The organism is Marinovum algicola (assembly GCF_900109145.1).
GTDB lineage: Bacteria > Pseudomonadota > Alphaproteobacteria > Rhodobacterales > Rhodobacteraceae > Marinovum > Marinovum algicola.
The window spans coordinates 15,380-40,771 of sequence record NZ_FNYY01000020.1; the positions used below are offsets into that span (position 1 = coordinate 15,380).

Below are 25,392 nucleotides of genomic sequence, written 5' to 3' on the forward strand. Positions count from 1 at the left end.
CTTTGGGACGGACGTGCTGCGCGGTGGAGTAGAGTGCATTTACACTTATTTCGATTGTTTCTCTTATTTCTCTTGAAGAGTGTGATCTGCAGGCGCATATCTGCATCAAACCCAAGGGAGAAAACCATGACCGACACCACGCACGCGGAGGTTGAGAAGGGCTTGGAGAAGCGCCTTCCTACTCCAGAGGAAATCAGCTCTGCTGCGCATGCGGCCACGGCCATCGCCATCGCTATGGATGCCGACGGAAACCTGAAGGTTTCCGGTCAGGATGGGGACCATGTTCACATCGCGCCCGCCGTCGGCCATCTGATCATCGACCTGCTGGGTCATGTGGCCTCTGGCAATATGGTGACCCTCGTCCCGGTCGGTACGATGCTGACCACGCAAGAGGCAGCGGACATGCTGAATGTGTCTCGGCCGCATCTCACGAAGCTCTTGAAGGCGGGGGAAATCGAATTCGAGGAAGTCGGCAAGCACAGGCGCGTCCCGCTCGAAGCCTTGACCGCCTACCGGGAGAGAAAGCGGCAGGAGCGTGAGGACGCGCTCGATGAGCTCGCTCGGCTCGGCCAGGAGTTTGACGCAGCTTGAGTATCGTCGCCAATCCCTTTGTCGTGATCCTGGACGCGAACGTCCTGTTTCCCTTCCGCGTCCGGGATGTCCTGCTGACCTTCGCGCATGAAGGCCTGTTCCGCGCACGCTTCACGGACGAGATCATGGCCGAATGGACGGAAAACCTGATCGAATTGAAGCCATCGCTTGAGGACAGCATAAATTCTCAAGCCCGCATGATCCGGCAGACCTTCGACGAATGCTTCGTGACGGGACATATGTCTCTGATCGAGGGCCTCGATATGCCGGACAAAGATGATCGACACGTCCTCGCGGCCGCGATCCGGTGTTCCGCCCAGGTCATCGTGACGGAAAACAAGCGCGATTTCCCGTCGGGTCTTCTTGATGACTATGACATCCAGGTACTGGGCGCCGATGATATGCTCGTGAACACATACGAGCTCTTTCCCGTCGAAGCTGCTCGTGCGCTTGGGCGGGTTCGTCGCCGGTACAGGAACCCGAGCATGACCGTGAGCGAGTTTCTTCTCGATCTCACCCGGGCAGGCCTTCCGAAACTCGCAGCGGTCGCGCGACGAGACATCGAGGCGCTTTGACAGCCTACGTGGAGTGTGCCGCAAGGACGCAGACCAGGAAGGTCGGCCCGAAGGTGGCGAGCTTCAAACGTGATCGACGCGTCTCGCATGCGGCGCGGTGGTCACCGCCAGCCTGACGGCTCTCCCCTGCTCGGCTTCGCGTGTCGCAGGGGAGATATCGGCCCTTGGCCGATCGCGCATTCGGCCATGCGGCCTCACCGCGGCGTTGCGCTTGGCGTCCCGGTTTGCCCGCCTCGCGAGCACGTCCCTCCCCGGCCGCTCCGCCGGATTGCGCTCAGGTCTGTTTTGCGGGGCAAAACGATCCCGCCGCTTCATCCGTCTCCCGCGTCCGGTCGGGCCGTTTGCCTGCTCGGGTCGGGCAAACCTACCGTCAAAACACACACACATGAGCGTGGAAGCATATCCTCCGGATGGCCCCCAAATCAGCCCGCGTCAAGGATCGCAAAACTTTTCGGCGAGGGCAGAGCCCGTGGCGCGGGGCGGTCCCGTGCGTGAGGGTGCGCGTGTGTCGGGTGCTGCGCTCGGAAAACTTTTGCGCCCGGCAAGCCGGCGGCTGCGCCGTCCCTGACCCGGGCAGATTCGGAAACCAGACATTCGGCCATGCCACCACACTCACGTGGTGGTCGAACCCAATATCTGGAGAAAGAACATGGCTTACGACACCGTTAACACCTACGAGACCATCGAGCTTTTCGGGCTGACCGAGAAGGACGCGCAGCTGCCGATCCCGGAGGATCACGTCCTGACCGACCGCATCATCCGCGAGAGCTTCGAGTCTTTGCTCGGGCCGCTGCGCGGGACCGGGCTTGAAGCGGAAATCGAACCGCTGGCCCATGGGCTGGCGACGATCCTGCAGCGCCGCAAGGTGGCGCTCGGCAAGGAGGTCGACCGCACCGCCGACAAGATCGGCGCGCTGGCAAAATCTCACGATGGATCGGAGATCGCCGAGACCGCGCTCGAAGAGGCGCAGGCGCGCTTTGTGCAACTGCGCGAGATCGTCGGCGCCATCGAGGTGATGAGCGAGGCGGCGGCGGAATGCTACGAGGTCGAGACGGGCCACGCCTTCATCCCGGCAGCCGGGTCGCGCGCAAGCGTCCGGGCGCAAGAGACCGGGGCGGTCTTCGAGGCGCGGCAGCTGCTCGAACAGCATGATCGCGAAACCGCCGAGAAGTCGAAAGTCGAGGGGGTTCCCCTGATCGTCTCGGGCGCCACCGACTGGACCGATATCGACCTCATCTTCAACACGCTCGACAAGGTTCGGCAGCGCATCCGGCAAAACCGTAACCAGGAGATCTTTCTCTGCCACAAGGGCGGCAAGCATGGCGCCGAGATGATCGCCGCACGGTGGGCGCGGGCGCGCGGCGTCGCGCAGGCGCGCTTCGATCCGCGCTGGTCCGCACATGGGCGGGCGGCTCCGTTCAAGTGCAACGATGAGATGCTCGACGACAATTTCGCCGCGACGGGTGTTGTGCTCTTCGGCGGCAACGGGGTGGCGCTGAACCTCGGGCAGAAGGCCGAGGCAAAGGGACTGACCGTGATGCGGGTCGCCGATCCGGCGAAGAAGGCATCGGATGAATGACCGAGAGAGGGTCGCGCACGGCGCGGCCCTTTCTTCCCGTCCTCTCGGGTTGCCTTCCAGCCGTTGGAAGGGACGGACTGAAGATCATTTCCCTGACCGGCGAAAGGGCGTTCCGGCCCGGCTTCGGCGGGGTTGTTTCGTTTGGGACGGGCCTTTTGGTGTCCTGCCGCGTCAGAGCCCGAGGCCCTGCCGCAGTAGGACTGGCGCTATCCGCGCGGGAGCCGCTGTCACGGCGAAATGGCCCCAGAAGGGGCCATTCCAATCCGTGAGCTAATGGCTCGCAGGTATAGGAACGATCAGCACATCCTCATCCGGGCACATCTGGCTGTGATACTGGATCATGGCATCGGCCGAGCGGAAGTGCTTGTGCTCGCCGGACGACGTCGTGAACACCGGCTCTTCCGTCTCGTCCGGGAAGACACCCATGACGACCCAGACGGTTTTGCCGTTCGCAGGGTCTTTGTGGGGTTCGTAGCGCAGGCGGCCCCCGCGTTTGATGAACTGGCGCACCTTGTTGCCGAGTAGCAGGGCGCGCTTCGGTTGTCGGACAGCCTCGCTCGATTGGTCCATTTATGCCTCCTTCTTGGTCCGTCTGTGTCGTGCCACAGGTTGGGTGACCGGCGGCGCAACGGGTCGTGTCGGCTCGCCGCTCAGGAAGAAGCGGTCGGCTGAGAACGTCATGCTGGCTCTCGGTCATGAACCCATGACGCGGGTCTTCGCAGCGTCACTGAGACAGTCGCGAAAAGCGGTCACCGTGGGTACTCACCACCAAGAACCAAGCCCGGAATTGCTACTTTGAATCAGGCTCAGGTTGAACCTTGCTGTTCCTTCGTTGCGCGGAAAGACGCCAATCAACGTCAGGGCAAGGCACTGAAAGTCGATAAGTTTTTGAATGTGTCTCAGTTTTTGGGGGGCCGCTGAAGATCAGCTTTGACGCGTATTCCTCGTTTGGATGGCGCACTGGGACTGCAATTCAGCTCCAAATTTCCGCCGGGTCGATTTGCGACGGACGGATGGGGGCGAGCGGTTTTCCAGCCTGGAATGGAGCGACCTTGGGAGCGGAGTTTCAGGCCGAAGCAGGCCCCGAACGAGACCCCAAGTATCGAGAGAGGGGCTTGTGGGAAACCGCGGCGGGACGTTGGGTCTGGGCGAATCCCGCGCTGGCGCGGGACCGCGTGCCGAGGTTCCGGCCGGCGGTGCCGACCTCCACCCCGTGCCGGACACCCCCGCGCTCCCTTCGACCAAGGGCGCTGCGGTCTGTCTCTCCGAGCCAGCCCTCAGCGCGGCCGAATGGTCGCTCAGGGGCCTCCGTCTCGGCCAGAGGTCTGGCCCGCATTTCGCGATCGGTTCGGGGCGGCAAAACCACGCAGAAAGGAACGCGCAGGTTCGGGCATCCGCCAGTGTGCGGCAGCGCCTTCGCGGTGTGGCGATTTGATTGGGAGAGCATGCGTCGGCCACGTCCCGGTGCAAGGGCGAGCCCTTCTCCACTGCGCTGCGCTTTGTTGCGACCGCAGGCGGTGCACCCGTCCGGTCTGGGCCGTCGCGGTGGTCTCCCGAAGTCGTCCAACATCGAAATGAGCACCACAATGAACAAGATCATCGCCCGTCTGCGCTCAATCCTGCGAAGCCTTTCCACCATGGCGAACCTCAAGATCTCGGTCGCGCTCAGCGCCCCCGGCTTCCTGAAGGTCGAGGTCAGCTATTCCCGCAACCTGGATCGGCCACCGGAGGAGGGCTGATGGCCGTCGTCGGCCTCGGCCAGCTGACCTTCCCGCAAAGATCAGAAGAGACCTGCGCAGTTTGCGCGGGTCACATGTCATCAGAGGTCAGGACAGGGGATCGACGGGCGTGCGCCCGCTCACCCCCGCCCTGGCTGTTTCCTTTGATCTTGTCCGCCCAACAGACCTGCCCCGGAAAGTCAAAAGACAAGCGCCGCGCAGGCGCGTCGTCTCCGACGAGGACCGTGTCCTCGGCCTCCGGCCTGCGGGCCGCACCAACCTCGTCTCCGATCCTTTGACTGTCCGGTTCAGGCCCGTGGGTCGGGCTTCGCCCTCTCCCACTCTGTTCCGCCGAAAACATGCGTTTTCGGTCGGATCAGGTGGCCGAGGCGCAGCCCATCGGCGGAAGGAGGGCACCAAGCCTCCCCGTCTCACCTTGAAGGAGGCCACAAATGGCTAAATCGGATTTCGACATCTACCAGCACGTCACCAACCAGATCATCGAGGCGATGGAGGCGGGCGTTTCGCCTTGGCGCAAGCCGTGGTCTGGTGGCGAGCGGGGCGGCACATTCCCGCTGCGGGCGAATGGCGAACCGTATCGGGGGATCAATGTGCTGATGCTCTGGCTTGCCGCCCATGCCAACGGGTTTGCTTCGGCGCATTGGTTCACCTTCAAACAGGCGAAGGACCTCGGCGCGCATGTGCGCAAAGGTCAGAAGTCGTCGACGGTGGTGAAATACGGGACCGTCGAGCGCGAGAATGATGATGGCGAGGCGGTCGCGATCCCCTACGCCCGCGCCTATCGCGTCTTCAACGCCGACCAGATCGAAGGCTTGCCGGAAGAATTCTACAACCGTCCCGAGGTGCAGGAGGATCTTGGCACGCGTCCCCTGCCGGAAGTTGATGTTTTCTTCCAGGCGGTCGGGGCCAATGTCACGCATGGCGGTGCAAGGGCGTGCTATATCCCGTCGGAAGATCGCATCCAGATGCCGCCCGTGTCCGCGTTCATTTCTGCGCAGCACTATACGGCAACGCTCTGCCACGAGGTCACGCATTGGACCGGGCATCGGTCGCGGTTGGACCGCTTCAAGGTCGGTAGCACCAAGGCGGACTATGCCCGCGAGGAGCTGATTGCCGAAATCGGTAGTTGCTTCCTTGGGGCGCACATTGGCGTGGAACCGACCATAAACGAGGCCGCGTCTTATCTCGATAGCTGGCTCGGAGTGCTGAAAGAGGACAAGCGGGCGATCTTCAAGGCGGCGAGCGCCGCGCAGAAAGCCGCGGATTTTGTTCTGGAGGCGGCCGCCGCCGGCGGGGCTTTACGCGCCGCCTGAGCAGATCGGCAAGACTTCGCAAGGGGCCCGCATTTGCGGGCCCCATCTGTTTGAAGTCCATACATATGTATGGCTCTATGGACGCCACTAAAGGCACGCGGCCTGGCCTCAGGAAAAATTTGCCGCGCCGAGACAGATGTCTCGCCGCGGCGGCCTGTGGCCTAGGTCTGTCGCCCTGCATCAGGGCGCCGCGCATATGTCAGCCGAAATCCGACTGCGTTTTGCGGAGAGGTCGATGCGCAATCCCACACGCATGTTTTCCATGAATATCCCCGTCGACGTGCATCGCGCCCTGAAGCGCGAGGCCTTCGAGCGGGACACGACAATGGGCGAGATCGTCCTGGAGGCGCTCAGCCAATGGGGCTTGCGCCAGAAGACCGACGAGGAAGGAGCAGACCGTGAAGACGATCGTCATCGCGAACAACAAGGGCGGCGTCGGCAAGACCACCGTGGCGAGCCAGATTGCCTTTTACCTTGGTCGCGCAGGCTATTCGGTAATTGCCGTTGATCTGGACGGGCAACGCAACCTGACCAGCGCCATGGGCGGCGCGCGGGTCGTCGGAAACGCGTTGCAGATGCTCGAGAGCGGCGAAGCGCCAAGCTTTTCCGTCGTTCCTGGCGAGGTCGTCCTGATCGAAGGAGACCGCGACGTGCCCGTCAGTTCGGACGATACGGTGCTGCAAGGCACCGTGGCGGCGCTGGACGGGTTAGCGGGTGCGGACTTCTGCATAATGGATACGCCACCGACATTCTCGGCGCTGGTCTACGGCGCGCTATTGACGGCGGATTTCATGCTGTCGCCCATCGAGCTGAAACGGTTTTCACTCGATGGTGTCGAGGGCGTTCTGAAAGCCTTCGTGCAGGTACAGGAGATCAACGAGGGTATCCAGTTCCTGGGCCTGCTGCCGTCGCGATTTGACGCCGTGAAGAAGAACGAGCGCGAGACGCTGCTCGCCGTTGCGGAGTCCTATTCCAACCTTCTGGTGCCGCATGCCATCCGGAACCGGGTCGGCTATGAGGCGGCGGAGGCGGAAGGGATCCCGGTGTTCGAGGTGCCGACCGCAAGCGGCAAGGAGGCCGCCGCGGAGTTCGGTGCCTTTTTCGACTGGTTTATCGACGCTGTCGAGAAGGAGGATTGAGCTATGACTGACAAGAAATTTGGCAGCACGATGCAGACGCTGGACCGGCTCAAGAAAAGCGGCGATCTCGCGGCCCTGACACGGAAGAACAAACCGGCGCAGGCAGGGCAGCGCGACATCCCGATTGACGACATCGTGCCGGACCCCGAGCAGCCCCGTCGGCATTTCGACAAGGATCAGCTGGCCTCGCTGGCGGAGAGCATTCGGACCCAGGGGGTGCTTCAGGCGATCACGGTGCAGCCTGTCAACGATGCCGGGAAGCACATGCTGATCATGGGCGAGCGGCGTTTCCAGGCCGCGAAGCTGGCGGGACTGACCAAGATCCCGGCCGTCGTTCGCGAGATGACGGACGCGCTGCGCATCGCGCAGCTGACCGAGAATGTGCAGCGGGCCGATCTGACGACCCTGGAGGTGGCCGAGGCAGTCGCCGCCATGCGGGCAGCGGGCCAGTCGCGCAGCGCAATTGCCGAGGCGCTTGGCTGGAACGAAGGTGAGGTGTCGCGCTTCGCCTCCCTGGCCAAGATGCCGGATGCGTTGCGAGATGCAGCCGCCCAAAATGCCCCGATCCGCGCCCTGTCGGATTTGAACACGCTCTGGAAGAAGGACGAAGCCGCCGTTCGGCAGTTTCTTAGCGAGACAGACGCCGGGGATGTCTCCCGCGTGACGGTCGAGCGTCTGAGGGGCATGATCGAAGGCAAAGAGGCCGTGCCCGACGTGGGTGCTGCGGTGTCGCTGGCCCCCACGGTTCCCCAAGCTGAAGGACCGAAGCATACTCCTGATGCAAGCCTCGACGCGGCGGAAGCGGCAGGGCAGGGGAGCGCGCCAGGCAAAGCGCCTGCGGCCTCATCTCAGACTGTGCCCCGGCCGCGCGTCGCCAGCGCGTCGCCCGCCCTTCTGGTCCGTCATGCAGGACAGCTTGGCCGGGCCCTGCTCGATCAGCCCGCCTCGACCAGCCGGACCGTTATCATCCGCTTCGAGGAGGAGGGGCGGCTGGCGGAGGTCCCGCTGGCCGAGGTCGAGCTGGTGGAATTGCTGCGGGACTGAGGAGGAAAAGAGATGGTGAAGATCGCGCTTTGGAACGCAATGCTGCTGATCCGCACGCCGGTTCAGGCGGCCCTCACGGTGCTGATGGTGCTGCACTTGGTCGCCGCGCTGGCCGGGGCGGTGATGATCTTTACCGGCTATGGCGTTGATGCCGTCGATAAGATCCCGTTCGTTTATCCGGTCATCGCGCCGGTTTTGATGGCCGGCGTGTTCGTTGTCCTGAGCGCGTTGTCCTTCTACCTCGATAGCCTCGTCTTCCGTGTCACCCCGCGCAATCGCCTGCTGCTCCTCTGGGGCTAGCGCTCGGCAAAGCAGGCCTGACGGATCGAAACGCACCGCCCCCGCACGGTGCGTTTTTCGTTGGAAGCAGCGTGGTATCATGCATCTTCGATGGGGGCGTGGACCCCATCTCCGACCCGCGGCGACATCTTGCCCAGCCTTGACGATGAACGCGGAAAACGTGGTCCGGGACCACGTTTGGGGCTAGGGTTGTGACTAATGCAGGATAGGCTAAGCGCCAGCAAGTAATGCACCTTTGAGTTAGAATGCCGACGAAGAAGAAAGCCGCGATGACCTACCTGCCGCCTGAGCGCCATGCCCAGCTGGCGGCCTTGGCGGCATCGGAAGGGCAAACGGTGTCGGTCTTCCTGGGGCGTCTGATCGGTCTGGCGCTGGATGGGGACGAGGCCGCGCCGCCGCCGCCAAGCCGACCGACATCCCGCGCGCGGCGGGAGGGCAAGGTGACGGTGCGACTGGCTGCCGATGTGCGGCAGGATCTGGAGGAAGAGGCGCGCTCCCAAGGCGTCACAGCATCCACTTGGGCTGCCGCTTTGCTGTCGGCTCGGATGCGCAATGCACCGCAGATGGTGGCGGGCGAGAGACGGGGCGTGCGTGCCGCCTATCGCCAGCTTCGCGGCCTGGCCGTCAACGCCAACCAGATTGCCTATGCGCTGAACCGTGGTGTGCTCATGGGGGCAGGCGCAGATCTGACCAAGGCTGAAGTCGAGGGCCTGCGCCAGGACGTCGCCAAGTTGCGCATGGCGCTCAGCGTATATGCAGAAGGTCGCTTCCGGTTTCAGTCCGGGGAAGGTGAGCAGCCATGAGCGACTTCAAGTCGGAGCTGGGGTTTCAGGACTGCTGGGACTCAGAGGTCAACAGGAAGCTGAACAAACCGGCTGGGGGAGCCGTCGAAAGCCGGAGCAGAAAGCGTATGGCCGGCGCCGAGGATGCGGATCGTGCAACTGCGCAGGCACAGACGATTTCGGCGGCAGACAAGGCCCGGCTGGCGCGTGTCGTCAAAGGCGTGCCGGAGGTCATGGTGAAGGTGTCCAAGCCCGCCAAAAACGACAAGTCTGGCAATCCGATCAAGGTCAGCCGAGCGTCGGAAGCGGTTAGAGCCTCGGAGCATCTCGCCTACATCAGCCGGAACGGAAAGATCGAGGTCGAGAACGACCGGGGGGAGGCCTTCAACGGGCGGCAACAGGTCGGCGCGATTTTTCGTGAGTGGATGGAGAAGCATGACGAGGATCGCCGCGAAGGCTCTGCCACGGATCGCACCAGGATCACGACCAGCATCATGTTCTCGATGCCCGGCACGTCGAATGCGGAGGCGGTGAAAGATGCAGTCAGGGCGTTGGCGAGGCAGGAGTTCCAGGGGCGGCACGACTATGCGATGGCCCTGCACACGGATACGCACCACCCCCATGTGCACCTGACGCTGCGCACCGTTGGCGAGGACGGTCAGAAGCTGAACCTGCGGAAAGCCGATCTGCAGCGCCTGCGGGACACGTTTGCCGAGAATCTCCGGACCCGCGGTATCGAGGCGGAATCCACTCCCCGCCATGCCCGCGGCGTAGCGCGTCGGGGCGAGGTCACGCCGGTCTACAAGATCAGGCAGCGGGGCGGTAAGCCTTTGGCCGATGCCCGGAAGATGCGCCAGGTTCGACGCGATCTCGAAGACAATGGTGGTCGCTTGCCGCAGAAGGCATGGGATGACGCGTTGATCGCGCGGCGCAACAGGGTGATGGCGACGTATGATCAAGCCGCAACGATCTTGGCTGGATCCGCCGACCCGAAGGATCGTGATTTGGCGCGGGAAACCAAACGGTTTGCAGCACGACTGACCGAGACAACCACGCAACGCGCAGAGATTGCGCGCTCTCTGGTGGGGCAGGGCGCTACGCGCTCCGGGTCGCGCGGACGCGAAAACGCGGTCGATCGCCCAGAGCGTCAGCAGGATCTGTCAAAGGGGAACCCAGGCAGGGGTGGTCGTCAACGATAGAGGCTGTTGCGGTGTGCGAGGGCTGCAACAGCCCGTCGACGGCCTCGCAAATTTCAAAACCTGCCGTTCGGTCGATCAGCGGAGAATGGCAAGTTTAAGCCCGAACTATCCGCGTCCATGCCGAAAATTCGCGGCCGCGGCATTCGGCCGTTCCCAGCCCAGTCTGGACATTCGAGAGGTCCTGGCATCAACTGGTGCCGTCCGCAGGTCCCCGGCGGAAGCGGACTTTCGCTGCAGGTGCGAGTCTTGCAGCCCATCCATGGGAATGATGACATTGCCAATCAGCATGAAGCGCTGCCGCATGATCACTGCCAGCCCTCGCATAGACGGCGGATGAATCTGATAGGATCCTACTGAAAAAGGCGGCAACAGGTTTTCCGAAAGCCACCAAATTTGGGCCCATCTTCCCAAAAAAAACCTCGGCAATTGACAATGCAACTGGACGGCGAAGCTGTATCGTCGGATGTTCGCCGCCGAATGACATCAATAACCCTCGGTGCCACGCTATGCCTAACGCCAGCAACTACGTCGAACTTAGCCGACAGTTTGTCGAGATTAGCCTGCTGGATGTCGCACAGGCAGACATCGAGGCACAGATTGCGTGGGGGCACCTCTCACTTCCGACATGGCCCGACATCATCAAGCAGCACCGCGTCGTCCTTCTGTCCTCCGCAGGCACGGGCAAGACGTGGGAAATCGCGCAACAATGCCGCAAGCTGCGTGGGGAGGGTAAGCCAGCCTTTTTCATCCGGCTCGAATATCTCGCATCCGGCTTTTCCGATATTGTCTTTGAGGGCGACGGCGATCTCGCTTCCTTCAATGACGCCGTTTCAAAAGATGAAGAGATTTGGATCTTCCTCGACTCTATTGACGAGGCGCGCCTTGACGGACCAGCAGCGTTTGACAAGGCACTCAGGACATTGAGCCCCCATATCAGAAACAACCTCCAGAGAACGCATATCATCCTGACCAGCCGCGTCGGTGCTTGGCGACCGACAGATGATGCTGCCCGCGTCGATAGCCTGTTTCCCTACAACAAGCCAAAGGAAGCGGATCAGTCCAACAGCACGGACGACACAGACGTCGATGATTTCCTTGACGATCCAGAACCAGACGCTGTGGATGCGGAGCACAAATCGCCGATCACCTACTATACGCTTCGGCACCTGACACCCGACCAAATGCGTCTCTATGCAGACGCCAAGGGAACGCCAGATGCAGAAACCCTTATCTCAGAAATCGTGCGTCGTGACTTTCAGAATCTGGCGGGCCGCCCTAAAGACCTCGATGACATTATTGCTTTCTGGCGCAAAGAACGACGTTTAGGCAACAGGCGAGAAATCGTTGAGGCCAATATCGAGCGCAAACTCAAAGAACATGATCTGAATCGAAGCACGCGTGTCGATTTGACACCGGATAAGGCGCTCACAGGGGCAATGAAACTTGCAGCAACCGTTGCCCTAACGCACCAAGCAAAGATCATCGTTCCGGACCAAACCGACCACGACGACGGTTTTGCGGTAAGCGACGTGCACGCTGACTGGATGCCTACAGAGTGCTCGGCCCTACTCGAACTGCCGATCTTTGAGCCTGAAACCTACGGCTTTGTGCGGTTTGACCATCGTGATAGCCGCGAGTTTCTGGCGGCTCAGTGGTTCTACGAACTCATCAAACTGGGGCAGTCGCGCCACGTCGAAGGACTGTTCTTCAAGACCCAGTACGGGGTCGAAATCGTGATACCCAGCTTGCGACCGATCCTGCCATGGCTTGCCTTGTTCGATACAGCCATCCGAACCCGTCTTCTCCGTGACTGGCCCGAGATTCTCCTTGAGGGCGGCGATCCGGCATCCCTCCAGGCAGAAGACCGGACGAAGCTGCTGGAACGATTTTGCGCGAAATGTGCGGCTACACCGGAGCCGTCACTGTCCTTCGACCTTGCGACGCTACAAAGGCTTATCTCGCCGGAGCTAAGCGATGTCTTTCGGTCCATCCATGAGCGGTACGGCAGCCACGGCGAGGTTGAAAGATTCGTCTTGCGCTCCATCGAAATCGGCTTGCTCGCAGACCTCGCCGATGTTGCCCTCGCTGCTGCCGGCAAGACGGGCCAGTCCCGATACACCCGCTTCGCCGCAATGCGGGCTATTTCTGCTGTTGGTACAGATGCGCAGATTAAATCGGCAGTCGAGGCCATCGCCAAGGACCCTGCGTTGGGGGAGCGGCGCGAACTGGCGGATTTCATTGAAACCTTCGGTGCGCGTTATCTTTCGTGCGATCTTGTCATGGGGCTGGTTGAAAAGGCTGGCGGAGGGGAGCGATACAGCGCGGACGGTATCAACCGGGCGATGCAAGGCTATGTGCGCGCCTGTTCGGTCGAGGACACCTTCGCAATCGTTTCGAGGACAGCGCGGAACCTCAAGGCAGAGCCGTACATAGAGCGTCGATACTTCGAGGTATCAAAAGACAATGCGTGGATGCTGAATTTTGGCATTCCGGCCTGTGAGCGCCTTGTTGAAGAGCGCAATCCGCTTGCGCTCCAAGAACCCGCCTTGAGCATTATTGCGTCAGTTACGCTCGCCCAAGATTACGATATTCGCGACTCCAAGTCCAGACTTGGTGAGCTAGTTCCGGCGTGGCGCGAACTCAATGCCGCCTTGTTCTGGCACGACATCGAGACTGTTCGATCCTTCAATCAGCGCGGCGATGGAGAACGCGTAACCGATTGGTGGCGTGCGCGCTTCTATCGTGATCAATGGCGTTTCACCGCCGAAGATATTGAAGAAGCCATCGCATGGATTTCGGATAAGGAATTTCAAGATGACAAGATGGTGGCTCTGACACTTGCATTCAGCCTGTACCTCGAAGCGGGCCGACCGCCCGCGATCCGCAGGCGACTATGGGCAACCGTCAAAGGGAATGCAGAGCTATCCGAATTGCTCAAACGCCTACTCAATCCACCACCAGAAAGCGACGAAGAGAAGCGCTACAAGCGTTCCGAAGCTAGCTGGAAAAGGCGTCAAAGGGCACGCGAAGAAGCCAACGCTGCTGCACGTGCAGGATGGCGCGAACACCTGCCTATGCACCTCGATCATGTGCGTGAGGTCGAGCCGCCGCCCGAGGGAAACTTTTGGAACTCGCAGGGGTATCTCTTCGATCGTATGCGCGAACACAGAGGGTCGAACAGCAAATGGAGCCAGACGAATTGGCGAAGTCTCGCAGAGGAATTCGGACAGGAAACCGCCGAAGCGATGCGGGACGGGCTGATGGCGATGTGGCGGCGGTTCAATCCGGTGCTGGCTTCGGAAAAAGGAGAGAAAGGAAACTCCTATCCACGCCTTCAGATTATGGGCTTGTCCGGTCTTGAGATAGAAGCCCGCGAAATCGAAAGCTGGCCCGCCGACCTTTCGGACGACGAAGCGCGGCGAGCAGCTCGCTATCTGTTCTGCGAACTGAACGGCTTCCCATCCTGGTTCAAGCTGTTCGCGGACCAGTATCCCGAGATTACGTTGGATGTCGTCGGTCGGGAAGCTGAATGGGAATTGTTCGACGTGACCGCCGACGATCCCCCGCATTATGTGATGAACGACCTCGCGTGGGATGCACCGTGGTACGGCGAACGACTCGCACCACACCTTCTTGAACATCTCCGCACCCGGAATCCGGTTTTCGTTCAGCCGCTTGGGATCGCACTCGGCGCAATCTTGCGGTGCGAGGATATTCCGGACGGGGATGTGGCATCACTGTGTTTAGGGAAGATCGATGCCAGTACAACGCCGGACACGCACATCCATCTTTGGTATGCGGCGTGGGTGTCTGTCGATCCTGCACCCGCCATCGAACGTCTGTCGGAGGCACTGGCGGCGCTGGAGCGCGAAGAAGCCACCGAACTTGCAATTGGCTTCATTAACGCCCTCAACGGTTCTCGCCGGGATCAGGGCATTGGCGTGCGGAAAAACCATGTTGCCGCCCAGCATTTGAGCGACCTCCATAAGCTCATGCACGAACATATTCGGCCTGATGAAGACATCGAACGAGCAGGAGGCGGTGTCTACAGTCCGAACTCCAGAGACGACGCTCAAGATGCGCGCGGTCACATCTACGAAGCGCTACGCGACATTCCGGGCAAGGAGACATTCGATGCTTTGATGGAAATCGCGCAGGCTGCACCGACTGAACAAGCACGAGCATGGCGAACAGGGCAGGCGATCATGCGTGCAAAGGCAGATGCCGATACACCATGGTCAGTCAATAGAGTGAACGAGTTTGCATCGCAGTTGGAATGCACACCGACTAACCCACGCGAACTGTTCGACATCGCCGTCAGTCGGCTTCTCGATCTGAAATATGAATATGAAGATGGGGATTTCAGCCCCGCTGAAGTTATCATCGAGACCAATGAGGAAACAAAGCTCCGTAACTACCTTGCAGGTGAACTTCAAAGGCGCTCGCAGGGTCGCTATTCCATCTCTCAGGAGGACGAAATGCCGAACAAGCAGCGAACGGACATTCGTTTCATGCGTGCGGGCATTCAGGGAATGGTTCCCGTCGAGTTAAAGATTGCTGACAACAAGTGGTCAGGGCCGCGGCTATTCGAGAAGTTGCGTGACCAACTCTGTGGTGACTACCTTCGAGACGAAGGTAATAAAAACGGTGTGTTCCTGCTTGTCTCACGAGGAAAACAGCAGCACTGGCAGACTCCCACCGGAGAACGGCTTGACTATGAGGAACTTGTCAAAGCCTTGCAGAAATATGGTCTCGAGTTGCTTTCAACGGACAGTGACTTCAAACCAGCAGCCATCGAAAACATTCAAGTTGTTGGGATCGATCTCACGAAGCGTCGTGAAGTTCGACAGAATTAGACGATCAAAGTGCAAGAATCCCGATCTTGGTGTTTCGCCCTCCCAACACCCGGGCTGTTGCTATTCTGGCGGAGGTCATTCTCCATGGCGCAAATGGAGCACTCAAATGACCTTGCGAAGGTCTGGATTGGCGAAGCTGCGCCGCAGCATCGCCGCCCGGAATCAATGGCCGGTACGGGCCGGGCTCTCCAGTCGTGTCTCCTGAAGGATGCACCATTTTGGATGGCGGAAGGCAGCGTTTCGACTAAAATAGATCTGCGCTTGGGCAAGCCAAGACCTAGCCAGTTTTTCGGTTAGATCTTGACCAATCACCCCCTGAATGCTCAAGTTGTGTGGCAAGCGTTTGCGCAATAGAAGCATCCATTGGCATTGTAGCCTTTGGCTTTTGCGGCAGAAACAGCTGAGTGGCAGTCCGAATGCCAGCCGAGTGAAACCCTGTTCCACGATGACGCTGGATTTTGACAGCCTACCTCATCGCTCCGATGCACTTCATTGTCGCCATTACCTTGAGCGTTTGAATTCACGTAATAGTCCGGCAATTTCTATCCTCCCGGTTAGTAGTGACTTCGATGGTCACCGCCAGGACGATTCGAGTCCAGTAATTTCAACTAAGGGATAGCAAGCGACCGCCGTAAAGGACTGACACCGGTTATCCACCCTGGCTCGCACGAACGTCGGCTCAGGGACGTAGGCGACCCGCCCTCGAGGCGGCAAGCCGAACCTCTGCCGCACCGCCGCAGGTCGAATTCAGATCCATTACTGCCTTCAAGGTGATCATCTGGTTTATTTTATTTCTGGACTATGATCGACCGCGAGACCAGCTTATCTTCATGCGAGCGGAGCCAAGTCAGAGTATTACAAGAGAATATCACGAAATATGAATGAGTTATACACAATTATCCTTAGCGCACTTGTTTCGGTCATCGTTGCATACGCAACAGCGAAGGCGTCTGGTTACTCAAAAGATGTAGTTGAAGAGCGCAAGGAGTGGCGTGTCCGAATACGACAGCTTACGACCGAAGCGGTAAAGTTGATGTTGAGAAAAGACACTCAATCACCTGATTTTATTTTAATTATTGGAGAGTTCCAGATTCGCCTCAATCCCAATGACAAGGATGACAATGACATCCTTGAAACTCTCCACAGGGCCGTAGAGACACCTGATGACTTCTTGAGAAGAAAGTTCTTGGCCCAAACTGCCCGGCTTCTTAAGCACGACTGGGAGCGAGCCAAAGCTGAAAGTCGTCTGCTGGGTTTTTTCAACAAGCCAAATGGGCCAGACACAAGAAGGCTTAGGTCATCTGACTATATGGGTTCATGATTTAAGAATAGTGTCCGAAGGGTAGTTTAAAAATTTTTCCTCCAATCACCGACAGCTCTATCCCGCACAGCCGACCTTCACCCTCCAAAATGCTGCACGATGGACGAACGGCCGGTCTCGCGAAGCTTCACCGCAGCGCTCGGCCACGAGGCGAACGGCAGGTCAGGGCCGCGTTTTCCTTCAACGGTACCCTCACCGCGTCAGTTTGCAAATGTCGCTATCTGCGCATTGCCGACGCTCGACACGCCGCAGACTGCGCGTGCGGCGAATGGCAGGTTCGTCCGGATAGGGTGAGTTCGAGCGCGGCGCAGCGAGGGTCCGTATCGGCGAAGGCCGCTAAATCTAAGGCCTTGCTTTTGACAAAGAGGCAGGAGCGAGCGATGCCGCCCGGCGGTTCTACTTCGAGCGGCTGCCTTTGGTCTGATCCGACATCTGACGCTCAGGAACAGGTCTTATCTCCTTGGCTGTATCCGGACGCACCTGGGCCTCTTGTTCCTTGGTGACGTTGGCGAGTTTCTGGACACGGACCTGTCTTCCGGCCTTCATGCTTTGTGACAGCAACTTTGCGGCATGGTCGCGGGCCGTCTCACGGTCCTTTTCCGAAACCCCTTCCGCCCGGAGCCGCGCGTCCATGTGAGCCAGAACGCTGGCCGGACCTTTGGCGGCATGGTCGCCGGGTTCGTAGCGCTTGATCCGGTCTTCGAGCCGGTCCGACTTGGTGTCCTGCTCGCGCTGCTTGGCGGCCATCGGTGTTTCCTCAGTGGTTGCCTTCGCCGCAGATTTGCCCTGTGCCGCGCGTTGCGGCTGTGCTTCGCGCTCGATGTCCTTGGCGTCCCAGAGGCGGCGGTGTCCCTGGCGTTCGACTTCCTCGCTGGTCTTCTGGTCCTTGGTCTTGTAGGTCACGGGCTCGACGCCGGGAGAAAAGAACGTCGCGTGGTCTCCGACTTTCAGGTCATGCTTGTCGAGCGCGGCAGGGAGGGTGACGCTCCAGATGTGCTCTTCCTTGCCCGCCTTGTTGGTCAGGGCGACGAAAGGCACGGGATCAGCCCCTTCGCGGTTGCGATAGGGGGCGGTGCCGAGGTCGGTGATCCTGCCGGAGATGCCGTCAGAGTAGCTTTGGCGCGGCGCGGCCTGCCGGTCTTCGCGGTCGGTCGTCTTGGCATTGGCGGAAATGGGGGCACGGTCCGTCCGCTCGATGGCACGTTCCCCGATCATCTGGCTCCGGCGGTTGGCTTCCTCCTGATCCTTCTCAGTGGGGCGGTAGCCTTGAACCTTCAAGCCCTGGGCGGTGCCTTCGATCCACATCTCGCGCCGAAACTCTTCCGGCCCCTTCGCCTTCAGGCTCTGCCAGCCGCGATGCGCGGCCAGCTCGATCATGTCCATTGCGGTCCCGCGATCCGCGTTTCGGGTGCTGAGCTGTTCGCCCTTGTCGATGATCGCGGGCCGGGCGTCATCATAGGACCGGTAGAGGTCCTGCTGACCCTGTGCCTTCGTGACAAGAAACCTGTCGTGGTAGCTGACAGGCAGGTCAAAGCGATCCTGATCCGGTTTGGCCTTTTGTCTCTCGCTTGGCGAGATCGAGCCCTGGTCGGCTGACTTCTTCTCCGGGCTGGCCTTCTCCGCGACCCGATCATGATAGCCGGTCCAGAAGTCCATGTTGGTCTGCGTCATGCGGGAAGGGGCTGCGCCATCGCGATTGAGGTCGGTGAGATCCTTGCGGACGCTGTCCAGCGTGGGAACGGATTTCTGGATGTCCGTGCCGGTACTGACAGTGCGGGCGACGGTGCGCGCGCCTTTGTCGGTGGACTCGATCACGCGCGGGTGCTGGCTGGCATCGGCATCCGCGAAGGCACGCCCTGCGGCGGCGGCCGAGGTGAAACGCTCTTCCTTGTCGGTGTGCGCGTAGGAGAGCGTGAAGCTCGTGCTCTTGTCCGTCTCAGGCATTCCGTTTCCTTTCGGCTTTCGCGGGGGCGACATCACAGCCGAGGGCGGCGAGGATGTCCGCCGTGCCGTTGCGTGTTCCGACCTGTCCGGCCTTGTTCAGTTCCTTGATTTTCGCCTGTGCCTTCTGCCCGCTCAGGGCCAGCCGGTCGAAGGAGATGCCCTCCGGGTTGGCGATCTCCTCGTCGGTCATCGGCACTTCGGCAGGTTCGCCATTGGCGACGTTCGCGGCCTGGATAGCTTTCAGACCGGCCAGCTTGTCTACCTTGTCCTGAAGGACGGAGATGCTCTCGCGCAGGGCAGCGTTTTCGTTTCTGAGGGAAGCCACGGCTTCACCTATGGCGTTGCGGCCGATTGTGGGGACCACGGGCGGCGGTACCTTGGAGCGTTCGAGAAGCGTCGCTTCGGCATAGAACCTGATCTTCTTCGCCCGGATCGGTGGGTGTCCGGCGACGAAGACCAGGGCCTCGCTCTGGTCCATTTGCAGCAGCTCCTGCGGCAGCATGAGAGAGCGTTTCTGCTCGCTGTGGCTGATGGTCGTGCCCTTGCGGTTGGCGAGGTATTTGGATTTGGACTCGCTGCGGGCCTCGACGCCATGGGTGCCGAGCCGTTCCGACAGGTTGCGCGCCTCTTTCACGCCCTTCGGGGTGAAGACGATGCTGACGCCGGAGTTGTCCATATAGGCATCGGCGCCGTCCTGGCCGTAGATGTCGGCCAGCTGGGCCGGGGTCTGGACGATGGTCAGCACCTTCATCCCGTAGCCCGCGAAATAGCCGATGCCGCGTTTGAAGGCCGGAAGCTCGCCTACCGACGCGAACTCGTCCATGCAGAGCAGGATCTTGTATTTCAGCGCCGGATTGTGCTCGGGCAGCTCCTGCATGTTCGCATCGACGCAGGACTGGAAGAAGAGGTTCATCAGCGGCCCGAGGCGACCGAGGTTGTTGGGCGTGATGCCGACATAGATCGTCGTCCGCTTGCGGCGCAGATCGGCGAAGGCGAAGTCCGACGCGGCGGTCGCCCGATCGAGCATCGGGTTGGCGAAGAGACCGAGATTGGCGGTGATCGTGGATTTCACGCTCTCGAAGGTGTTTTCGCTCTTCGACAGGAAGTCGTTGAGCGTCGCGACGGTCTGAAGCGACAGCCGACGCCCGGAGTCTTTCCTGCCCTCGATCCGCTTCTGGAAGGTCTGGACGAAATCCGGGGTCAGGGTGAGCTGGCGGTAGATTTCCCCCAGGGTGAAGGGCCGTTCCGGCGTCTCGGCCAAATAGCCGCCGACGCCGACAAAGGCCGTCTGTGCCGCCCGGTCGAAGAACGGATCTTTCGAGGCCACCGGGATGAACAGGTCGGCCAGCCGCTGAAGATCCTCGATCTGGTAATCGGTGCCGCGCCGGACCGTCGAGAGCGGGTTCCAGCGATGCGTGCGACCATCCGGATCGAGGGGATCGAACAGGAACACCTCTTGGCCCCCCGCCTTGCGGAAGCCCGCGGTCAGGGTCCAGTTCTCCTTCTTGATGTCCAGGACCACGGCGGAGTCCGGCCAGTTGAGGAGGTTCGGGATCACCACGCCGACGCCCTTGCCGGACCGGGTCGGGGCATAGAGCAGGACGTGTTCGTCCCCGCCATACATCAGCAGGTTCTTGGGGGTCAGATGCCCGGCCTTCTGGATCTTGACCGCGCCGCCTTGCTCGATTGCCCGACCCCATTTGTCGACCCGCTTGCCATAGTGGCTGGTGGGCAGGGAGCCAGTGAAACCCGCGATCAGACCGGCTTTCGACCGCATACCCGCCTGCCGGATGTCGCGGGCGCGTGCAAACTCGGCGCGGCCATGCACGTCAGGCTTCGGCTGCGCTTTCAGGATGGCGGCGGCGATGACGATGGTCGGCAGCAGCCCGGCATAGCCGGAGAGCTTGATCCATTTGACCGTCTCGGGCTCGGTGTATCCGGCCAGTGCTGCTTGCGGCCAAAGCAGCAGATCGCGGGGCAGGTGGAGCGGAACCTTCAGCCCCCATTGCATGACATAGGCGGCGGTGACGAGCCCACCGGCCACGGCAAAGACCACCGCGGCCGAGATCGCGGCAGCCCGTGCGGGGGTGCCAAGGCGATGCCAGTTCTGGACGATCATGCGGCATCCCCCAGCTTCCTGCGGGGATCGAAATAGACCTCGGTGACCCTGCGCCCGGCGGCGGTCTTTCTGATCTGCACGACCACGTCGACCATCTGGTAGAGCATGTCCTTGATCTCATCGCGCTTGAGGTCACGCCCCGCCTCGCTTTCCTTCACCAGAAGGGCCAGCTGCTCGAAGGCGAGCTTGGCGGAGTCGGCGTGGATAGTGGTGATCGACCCGCCATGCCCGGTGTTGACGTTGCGCAGGTAGTAGAAGGCCGATGCGTCGCGAAGCTCCTGCAGGAAGATGCGGTCGGGCCGCATCCGGAGCGCGCTTTCCAGCAGGCCGCGGGCCGTGACCCTGGCCTCACCCTGACCACCCTTGGAATAGATCATCCGCACCACGTTGGGCTGCGGAAGCTCCAGCTCGACGGTGTCCTCGATGGTGATCAGCCGCTCCTCGGTCGGGATCAGCGGGATCAGCGCCTTCGAGAAGGTCGTCTTGCCCGATCCGGTGGAGCCCGAGACGAGGATGTTCTTCTTCGCCAGAACGGCGGCGTGCAGGAAGGTCTTCCAGTCGCCGCCGCGGTGATGGTCTAGGAGGGCTTCATCTTCGTCTGACAGGGCGGAGGGGGCGTTGCTGACGCCCTCGAACATGCCCTGACCCAAAAGCTCGTCTAGCGTGAAGGTCCGCTGCGCCGGTTTGCGGATGGTGATGCTGACCGTGCCCGCCGGGACGGCAGGCGGCAGCACGATCTGGATGCGCTCGCCCTGCGGCAGGGAGCCGGAGAGGAGCGGTGTCGTCTCGTTGACCTTCTGCCGCGAGAACGTGCCCACGGTCGCGACGAGGCCGGTCAGGAAGGCATAGGTCAGGTCGGGCAGCTCGACCTGCTCCCATGTCCCTTGGGCATATTCGACGAAGACCTCGCCGGGGCGATTGATGCAGATTTCCAGAACGTCGTGGCGCTCTAAGAAGGGCGATAGCGGGGCCAGGTGAGAGGCCAGCGCCGGGGGCACGGGCCTGTCTTGCGGCGGGATGTTCCTCTCCATCATTTCAGCCGGTAGACGCCGGAGAAATCGAGATCGCGGGCCACCATGACCGATACCTCTTCGCCCTGGTTCTTCCGCAGGATCACGGGCACGTCGATGGTGTTTTCCAGTTCCGTCTGGGCGAGGCTGCGCGCCGCCGCGCGGGAGTTCTCGTAAGAGTCATCATCGCCATCGCCGGAGGTGGTGGCGATGATCAGGGCATCGTCGATGATCGACAGCATCATCGTGCCGCCGAAGCGGGTCCAGAACTGGGTGTCGATGTCGCCATCGAAGCCGGTACGACCAAGGGCATCGGCACCGGGAGAGCCCAGGTTCACGATCACGCCGTTGGGTGTTTCGGCACGGGTCCAGATCACGAAGAGGCGCTTGCGGCCCCGCTGCATCCCGCCCTTGTACTCGCCGACGATACGGGTGCCGCGATCCAGCAGGATCACCGCGCCCGTGGTCGAATAGATATCGTCGGTCACGGTGCAGCGGACCATGCCGGGAGCCGTCGAGTCCATTGCTGTGTCGAGCGAGCAGGGGATCGTCGTGCCCTGCGTCACCGTCAGGTTGGGATGGGCGAGGACGGTGGCCTTTTCCGACTGCCGGTCGTTGGTGACCAGTTCAGCCGCGAGCCCGTTCAGCTTGCCGCCCGCGCCCTCGGTCGAGCCGCCAAAGAGATTGGCCCCGTCATCAGTGCCTGCCTGCGCCGCCGATCCGGCAAGCCCCGTGATATTGCCCTGATAGGCCATGACAGGCGCGCGTTTTGAGGACTCGTAAAGCTGTTCGGCCTCGTTCGGTTCCGTCGGAGTCAGTTGTTCTTCCCGGCGCACGCGCTCGATTGGGCCGACGGGTGCATCGGGTTCGGGGGCGGCCTCCTCTGGCTGGTCTTGCTGTTCCTGCTCTCGGGGCAGTTCCGCAGGCTCGAAATTCTGCCCGGGCCGGATCGTGGTCTGCTGGCGCTCTGTTTCTTCGGGCGGCGCAGGCTCTTCGTCGGAGGGCCATTGGAGGAGGGCCATCGTGCCGAGGAAGACCAGGCCAGCGGCCACGAGGAATTTCTTGTTCTTCTCGTTCAGCCCGGAGGATTTCGCGCTGATGATCGAGGAGATGCCACGCTCGCCTTCGATGCCGTCCTCAATGGGTTCGGGTGCACCGTCCTGCGGTGCTTGCTCTTCAGTCGTCATGATCACTGTCCGATGATTTCGCGCTGCACGGAGCGGTTGGTGGTGCCGGTGCCGGTGTAGCCACCAGACGAAGATCCCAGCCCCATGTTGTAGATGGCGGTGACCTGGTTCCCGAGGCGCAGGCGCATTTCGGGGGCCACGTCATGCACGATGATCTGGTTCTTGCGGACGGTGGTGTTCGCCATGCGCTCGGTGCCGGTGCTGTCCACGACAAAGACCGAGGGCATCCGGTTCATCCGCGAGAAGGTCAGAACCGTCATCTCCCCGTTGTCGTAGGCTTGTGACGGCTGGAGGTCATGCGACCCGGCGACCAGATAGCGCCAGTTCTTCGAGCCTGAAGTTGCTACGGATCCAGCCAGCCTTGCCTTGGCGGCCTCTTCCTGCGCCCGTGCTTTCTGGTCTGCGGCTTCTGCGCGGCGGCGGTTGGCCTCGTCGGTCGGATAGGCGAACCTGATCTGGAAGTAGACATCCTTGGAGTTGTTGGTGATCGCGCCGTCCCTGACGATCAGCTCGAAGGAGTAGGTCCGGGTGGTGCCGTCCTCGCGCATGGTCGCGATCTGGAGATTGGTCGGCGGGTTGGCCTCGCGCGGCTTGAGGTAGAGGATATTGCCGCGTGGCACGATCTCCCAGGCGACGGTGTCACCGCTGCCCACGTCGATGATTTCCTCGGTCTGGGCAAAGACGACCTGCACGGAGGTCCGCAGGGTGCCGACGACACGGACCACGTCCCATTCGTTGTAGCTGACGGACCGGACGCGGCTGTCGGAGCGCGACGGGTTCGGGATGTCGAGCGCCAGAGCAGGCGCGGCGGCGGTGAGCGCCAGACAGGTGATGAGGGCTGCACGCAGGATCATTCCGTCACCTCCGGGTCGGCCCGATAGCTGCTGACGATGAAGCCCAAAGGATTGATCGTGCGATCCTCGGTGCTGATCTCCGCATCGGCGTCGAAGTCGAAGCCGATGGTCGAGACCCAGAGGCTTTGCGTCGTCAGGTTTTCGCGCTCGTTGGTCTCGGTCTTGTAGAACCGGACCTGTGCCAGCCCGTCATTCAGGAAGGAGATCGAGCGGATCTTGATCTCTGCCTTGGTGTCGGTGCCATAGGCGTATTGCGGGCTCTTGGGGTTGGAGCCGTTGTAATAGGTCGAGAAGCGCGCCTGTTCTTCGGGCGAGGACATCAGCGTCACCTCGTGGAAGATCGCTTCCCGTTCGGCATAGGTGTAGCCCTCGCGCTCGCGGACATAGCGGGCCAGGAAATAACGCGTGACGGCCTCGTCATAGGTGTTTTCACCGTCGCTGAGCCGGGTCATGACCTCGGGCACGCCGCTGGCCTGATCGACCCGGATGACGAAGGGCACCACTTCCTTCAGCGGGGCCATGAAGCCAACAGCGGCCACGCTGGTCAACGCCATGACGCTGGCGGCACCGGCGATGATCCAGGCCGTCCGCTTGGAGCGTTCGGCGGCAAGGCGGCTGTCGTAGTCGAAGCTGCGGGCCTCCTTCAGGTAGGCGGCAAGGTCCTTGTCCTGCGATACCGTCATGCGTCGTCCCCCTCCCGCGTGTCCGCGATCTGGGGCGTGACGCCGATTTCCTTCTGCTTTTCGAGGACGGCGGCCTGATAGTCCCACTTGGTCGGGTTCAGTGGCCGGACGACCGAGCCTTTCACATCCGGCAGCGGCGTCGTCGTGGCGCAGGCCGAAATGCTGAGGACGGCCATCAGGAGGACAAGTTTCTTCATCGTGTAACCTTGGAGTCTAATCGTGGAAGAGGTGGATTTGTCCGCCTCAGCTCTGTCGTGTCGCGGAGCCACCGGAGGGGGGCGTGCTGCCTCCCTGCCGGGGTGCCGCATTTCCCAGAAGCTTCCGCTCCACGAAGCGCTGCGCGGCGCCGGTCGAGGCACCGGCCCCGGCGCTCAGCGCCGCCGCGATGGAGGGAAGCAGGAAGAAGAAGATCGTGCCGCAGAACATCGCGACCATGAAGGCTGAGATCGAGGCCGCCCCATCGTTGACATTGAAGCTGGTGTAGACGTCCGCAACGAATGCCGTGATCGTCATCATGAGTACTGTCACCAGAAGCTTCAGCAGCGCGAAGTTCAGCGACTGGCCCAACCAGGCAAAGAACCAGCCGCGCGTGACATCGAAGAGAGCGAAGGCGACGAAGAGCGGGCCGATGGCCGCCATGAGCGCCAACCCGAAATGAACGATTAAACTGACCACGAACGCCAAGGCAGCAAAAGGCACCGCGATGAGGATGAGAACGATGGACAGCACGTAGCCGTAGATGGAGCCGGCAAGGCCTGATCCATAGTGCTCTTGAACCTCGAGGCTCAGTTTGCCCGCCATTGCCATGACGGGATCGGAGGGCAGGTCGGTCGATCCGCCGGTCAGCGTTTCCACGAAATCGGGGATGCCGTTGAGGATCGTGTCCCCGACCCAGGACGAGTAATCGCCGGCGCTGGACACGAGGGTCCAGATGATCGCCAGTTTTACGCCGCGCAGGGTGAAATCCATCAGCGGTTCGTGGATGGAACCACGGATAATCGCCCAGCCATAAAGAAACAGGTAGATCGTCAGGGCCGTCGTCAGCGGTGCAGACAGCTCGGAAGAGATGGTGCTGCTGATGTCGTTCATCTTGTCGGTGAGACTGTCAGCAAAATTGTCGTAGAGCGCTTGCAGCATGGTGGCGGTCCTTCCGTGTC

22 protein-coding genes are annotated in these 25,392 nt (G+C 61.3%); 12 read left to right on the forward strand and 10 right to left on the reverse strand.

Annotation, left to right across the window (positions count from 1 at the left end):
- Positions 1-126: 126 nt before the first annotated feature.
- From BMW90_RS20555 to BMW90_RS20565, 3 genes are all read left to right on the forward strand, one after another.
- Positions 127-591: a helix-turn-helix domain-containing protein gene (locus tag BMW90_RS20555; protein ID WP_074838692.1), complete on the forward strand. Its 465-nt coding sequence runs from the start codon at positions 127-129 to the stop codon at positions 589-591.
- Positions 588-1,166 (forward strand): PIN domain-containing protein, encoded by a 579-nt coding sequence (locus BMW90_RS20560; RefSeq protein ID WP_074838695.1) that lies wholly within the window; start codon positions 588-590, stop codon positions 1,164-1,166. The genes BMW90_RS20555 and BMW90_RS20560 overlap by 4 nt, the downstream gene beginning before the upstream one ends.
- Positions 1,167-1,815: 649 nt before the next feature.
- Positions 1,816-2,745: a DUF2493 domain-containing protein gene (locus tag BMW90_RS20565; protein WP_074838698.1), complete on the forward strand. Its 930-nt coding sequence runs from the start codon at positions 1,816-1,818 to the stop codon at positions 2,743-2,745.
- Between the two features lie 270 nt (positions 2,746-3,015).
- Here the strand turns inward: BMW90_RS20565 and BMW90_RS20570 are convergent, their stop codons facing one another.
- Positions 3,016-3,315, reverse strand: coding sequence for a hypothetical protein (locus BMW90_RS20570; protein WP_074838702.1), 300 nt, complete (start codon positions 3,313-3,315; stop codon positions 3,016-3,018).
- A 1,016-nt stretch (positions 3,316-4,331) separates the two neighbouring features.
- Here BMW90_RS20570 and BMW90_RS26790 point away from each other — a divergent pair.
- Together BMW90_RS26790 and BMW90_RS20580 are read left to right on the forward strand one after the other, a co-directional pair.
- Positions 4,332-4,484: a hypothetical protein gene (locus BMW90_RS26790; RefSeq protein ID WP_170850596.1), complete on the forward strand. Its 153-nt coding sequence runs from the start codon at positions 4,332-4,334 to the stop codon at positions 4,482-4,484.
- A gap of 431 nt (positions 4,485-4,915) precedes the next feature.
- A complete protein-coding gene (locus BMW90_RS20580; protein ID WP_074838708.1) occupies positions 4,916-5,797 on the forward strand; it encodes an ArdC family protein in 882 nt (293 codons plus the stop codon).
- 199 nt (positions 5,798-5,996) lie between these two features.
- On the opposite strand, the gene BMW90_RS26455 is transcribed toward BMW90_RS20580, so the two are convergent.
- Positions 5,997-6,212, reverse strand: a complete 216-nt coding sequence (locus BMW90_RS26455; protein WP_139211493.1) for a hypothetical protein — start codon at positions 6,210-6,212, stop codon at positions 5,997-5,999.
- On the opposite strand from BMW90_RS26455, the gene BMW90_RS20585 reads away from it, so the two are divergent.
- The 7 genes from BMW90_RS20585 to BMW90_RS26460 all read left to right on the forward strand — a co-directional run bounded on the left by BMW90_RS20585 (position 6,196) and on the right by BMW90_RS26460 (position 16,438).
- On the forward strand, positions 6,196-6,936 hold the full coding sequence (locus tag BMW90_RS20585) for a ParA family protein (protein ID WP_074838711.1): 741 nt from the start codon (positions 6,196-6,198) through the stop codon (positions 6,934-6,936). The two genes, BMW90_RS26455 and BMW90_RS20585, sit on opposite strands and share 17 nt — an antisense overlap.
- Before the next feature lie 3 nt (positions 6,937-6,939).
- Complete coding sequence (locus BMW90_RS20590) at positions 6,940-7,980, forward strand: ParB/RepB/Spo0J family partition protein (protein WP_074838713.1); 1,041 nt, start codon at positions 6,940-6,942, stop codon at positions 7,978-7,980.
- Positions 7,981-7,992: 12 nt separating this feature from the next.
- Complete coding sequence (locus tag BMW90_RS20595; RefSeq protein ID WP_074838715.1) at positions 7,993-8,280, forward strand: hypothetical protein; 288 nt, start codon at positions 7,993-7,995, stop codon at positions 8,278-8,280.
- Between the two features lie 245 nt (positions 8,281-8,525).
- Entirely contained in the window at positions 8,526-9,083 is a 558-nt protein-coding gene (locus tag BMW90_RS20600; protein ID WP_244526564.1) for a hypothetical protein, read from the forward strand.
- Complete coding sequence (locus tag BMW90_RS20605) at positions 9,080-10,261, forward strand: relaxase/mobilization nuclease domain-containing protein (RefSeq protein ID WP_074838720.1); 1,182 nt, start codon at positions 9,080-9,082, stop codon at positions 10,259-10,261. Before BMW90_RS20600 ends, BMW90_RS20605 begins: the two co-directional genes overlap by 4 nt.
- 506 nt (positions 10,262-10,767) lie before the next feature.
- Positions 10,768-15,117, forward strand: coding sequence for an NACHT domain-containing protein (locus tag BMW90_RS20610; RefSeq protein ID WP_074838723.1), 4,350 nt, complete (start codon positions 10,768-10,770; stop codon positions 15,115-15,117).
- An 877-nt stretch (positions 15,118-15,994) separates the two neighbouring features.
- Complete coding sequence (locus BMW90_RS26460) at positions 15,995-16,438, forward strand: hypothetical protein (protein ID WP_139211494.1); 444 nt, start codon at positions 15,995-15,997, stop codon at positions 16,436-16,438.
- Between the two features lie 396 nt (positions 16,439-16,834).
- Here BMW90_RS26460 and BMW90_RS20620 read toward each other — a convergent pair whose 3' ends face one another.
- Genes BMW90_RS20620 through BMW90_RS20655 form a run of 8 tightly spaced genes read right to left on the reverse strand, consistent with a single transcriptional unit; the run spans position 16,835 to position 25,372 of the window.
- Positions 16,835-18,382: an LPD7 domain-containing protein gene (locus tag BMW90_RS20620; RefSeq protein ID WP_074838727.1), complete on the reverse strand. Its 1,548-nt coding sequence runs from the start codon at positions 18,380-18,382 to the stop codon at positions 16,835-16,837.
- A complete protein-coding gene (locus BMW90_RS20625) occupies positions 18,375-20,501 on the reverse strand; it encodes a type IV secretory system conjugative DNA transfer family protein (protein ID WP_074838729.1) in 2,127 nt (708 codons plus the stop codon). Before BMW90_RS20625 ends, BMW90_RS20620 begins: the two co-directional genes overlap by 8 nt.
- On the reverse strand, positions 20,498-21,499 hold the full coding sequence (gene virB11 / locus BMW90_RS20630; RefSeq protein WP_211568982.1) for a P-type DNA transfer ATPase VirB11: 1,002 nt from the start codon (positions 21,497-21,499) through the stop codon (positions 20,498-20,500). Before virB11 ends, BMW90_RS20625 begins: the two co-directional genes overlap by 4 nt.
- 32 nt (positions 21,500-21,531) lie before the next feature.
- Positions 21,532-22,698: a type IV secretion system protein VirB10 gene (gene virB10, locus BMW90_RS27060; protein ID WP_074838733.1), complete on the reverse strand. Its 1,167-nt coding sequence runs from the start codon at positions 22,696-22,698 to the stop codon at positions 21,532-21,534.
- A 2-nt stretch (positions 22,699-22,700) separates the two neighbouring features.
- Positions 22,701-23,552, reverse strand: coding sequence for a P-type conjugative transfer protein VirB9 (gene virB9, locus BMW90_RS20640; protein WP_074838735.1), 852 nt, complete (start codon positions 23,550-23,552; stop codon positions 22,701-22,703).
- Positions 23,549-24,235, reverse strand: coding sequence for a VirB8 family type IV secretion system protein (locus tag BMW90_RS20645; protein WP_074838738.1), 687 nt, complete (start codon positions 24,233-24,235; stop codon positions 23,549-23,551). The genes virB9 and BMW90_RS20645 overlap by 4 nt, the downstream gene beginning before the upstream one ends.
- Positions 24,232-24,432, reverse strand: coding sequence for a hypothetical protein (locus BMW90_RS20650; protein ID WP_074838741.1), 201 nt, complete (start codon positions 24,430-24,432; stop codon positions 24,232-24,234). Before BMW90_RS20650 ends, BMW90_RS20645 begins: the two co-directional genes overlap by 4 nt.
- Before the next feature lie 46 nt (positions 24,433-24,478).
- On the reverse strand, positions 24,479-25,372 hold the full coding sequence (locus BMW90_RS20655; protein ID WP_083416137.1) for a TrbL/VirB6 family protein: 894 nt from the start codon (positions 25,370-25,372) through the stop codon (positions 24,479-24,481).
- Positions 25,373-25,392: the final 20 nt, after the last annotated feature.

Excerpts from the sequence above, each read along its gene's own strand:
- BMW90_RS20555 (WP_074838692.1), top strand. The coding sequence starts at position 127 with ATGACCGACACCACGCACGCGGAGGTTGAGAAGGGCTTGGAGAAGCGC.
- BMW90_RS20565 (WP_074838698.1), top strand. The coding sequence starts at position 1,816 with ATGGCTTACGACACCGTTAACACCTACGAGACCATCGAGCTTTTCGGG.
- BMW90_RS20570 (WP_074838702.1), bottom strand. The coding sequence starts at position 3,315 with ATGGACCAATCGAGCGAGGCTGTCCGACAACCGAAGCGCGCCCTGCTA.
- BMW90_RS26790 (WP_170850596.1), top strand. The coding sequence starts at position 4,332 with ATGAACAAGATCATCGCCCGTCTGCGCTCAATCCTGCGAAGCCTTTCC.
- BMW90_RS20580 (WP_074838708.1), top strand. The coding sequence starts at position 4,916 with ATGGCTAAATCGGATTTCGACATCTACCAGCACGTCACCAACCAGATC.
- BMW90_RS26455 (WP_139211493.1), bottom strand. The coding sequence starts at position 6,212 with ATGACGATCGTCTTCACGGTCTGCTCCTTCCTCGTCGGTCTTCTGGCG.
- BMW90_RS20590 (WP_074838713.1), top strand. The coding sequence starts at position 6,940 with ATGACTGACAAGAAATTTGGCAGCACGATGCAGACGCTGGACCGGCTC.
- BMW90_RS20595 (WP_074838715.1), top strand. The coding sequence starts at position 7,993 with ATGGTGAAGATCGCGCTTTGGAACGCAATGCTGCTGATCCGCACGCCG.
- BMW90_RS20600 (WP_244526564.1), top strand. The coding sequence starts at position 8,526 with ATGCCGACGAAGAAGAAAGCCGCGATGACCTACCTGCCGCCTGAGCGC.
- BMW90_RS20605 (WP_074838720.1), top strand. The coding sequence starts at position 9,080 with ATGAGCGACTTCAAGTCGGAGCTGGGGTTTCAGGACTGCTGGGACTCA.
- BMW90_RS20610 (WP_074838723.1), top strand. The coding sequence starts at position 10,768 with ATGCCTAACGCCAGCAACTACGTCGAACTTAGCCGACAGTTTGTCGAG.
- BMW90_RS26460 (WP_139211494.1), top strand. The coding sequence starts at position 15,995 with ATGAATGAGTTATACACAATTATCCTTAGCGCACTTGTTTCGGTCATC.
- BMW90_RS20620 (WP_074838727.1), bottom strand. The coding sequence starts at position 18,382 with ATGCCTGAGACGGACAAGAGCACGAGCTTCACGCTCTCCTACGCGCAC.
- BMW90_RS20625 (WP_074838729.1), bottom strand. The coding sequence starts at position 20,501 with ATGATCGTCCAGAACTGGCATCGCCTTGGCACCCCCGCACGGGCTGCC.
- virB10 (WP_074838733.1), bottom strand. The coding sequence starts at position 22,698 with ATGACGACTGAAGAGCAAGCACCGCAGGACGGTGCACCCGAACCCATT.
- virB9 (WP_074838735.1), bottom strand. The coding sequence starts at position 23,552 with ATGATCCTGCGTGCAGCCCTCATCACCTGTCTGGCGCTCACCGCCGCC.
- BMW90_RS20645 (WP_074838738.1), bottom strand. The coding sequence starts at position 24,235 with ATGACGGTATCGCAGGACAAGGACCTTGCCGCCTACCTGAAGGAGGCC.
- BMW90_RS20650 (WP_074838741.1), bottom strand. The coding sequence starts at position 24,432 with ATGAAGAAACTTGTCCTCCTGATGGCCGTCCTCAGCATTTCGGCCTGC.
- BMW90_RS20655 (WP_083416137.1), bottom strand. The coding sequence starts at position 25,372 with ATGCTGCAAGCGCTCTACGACAATTTTGCTGACAGTCTCACCGACAAG.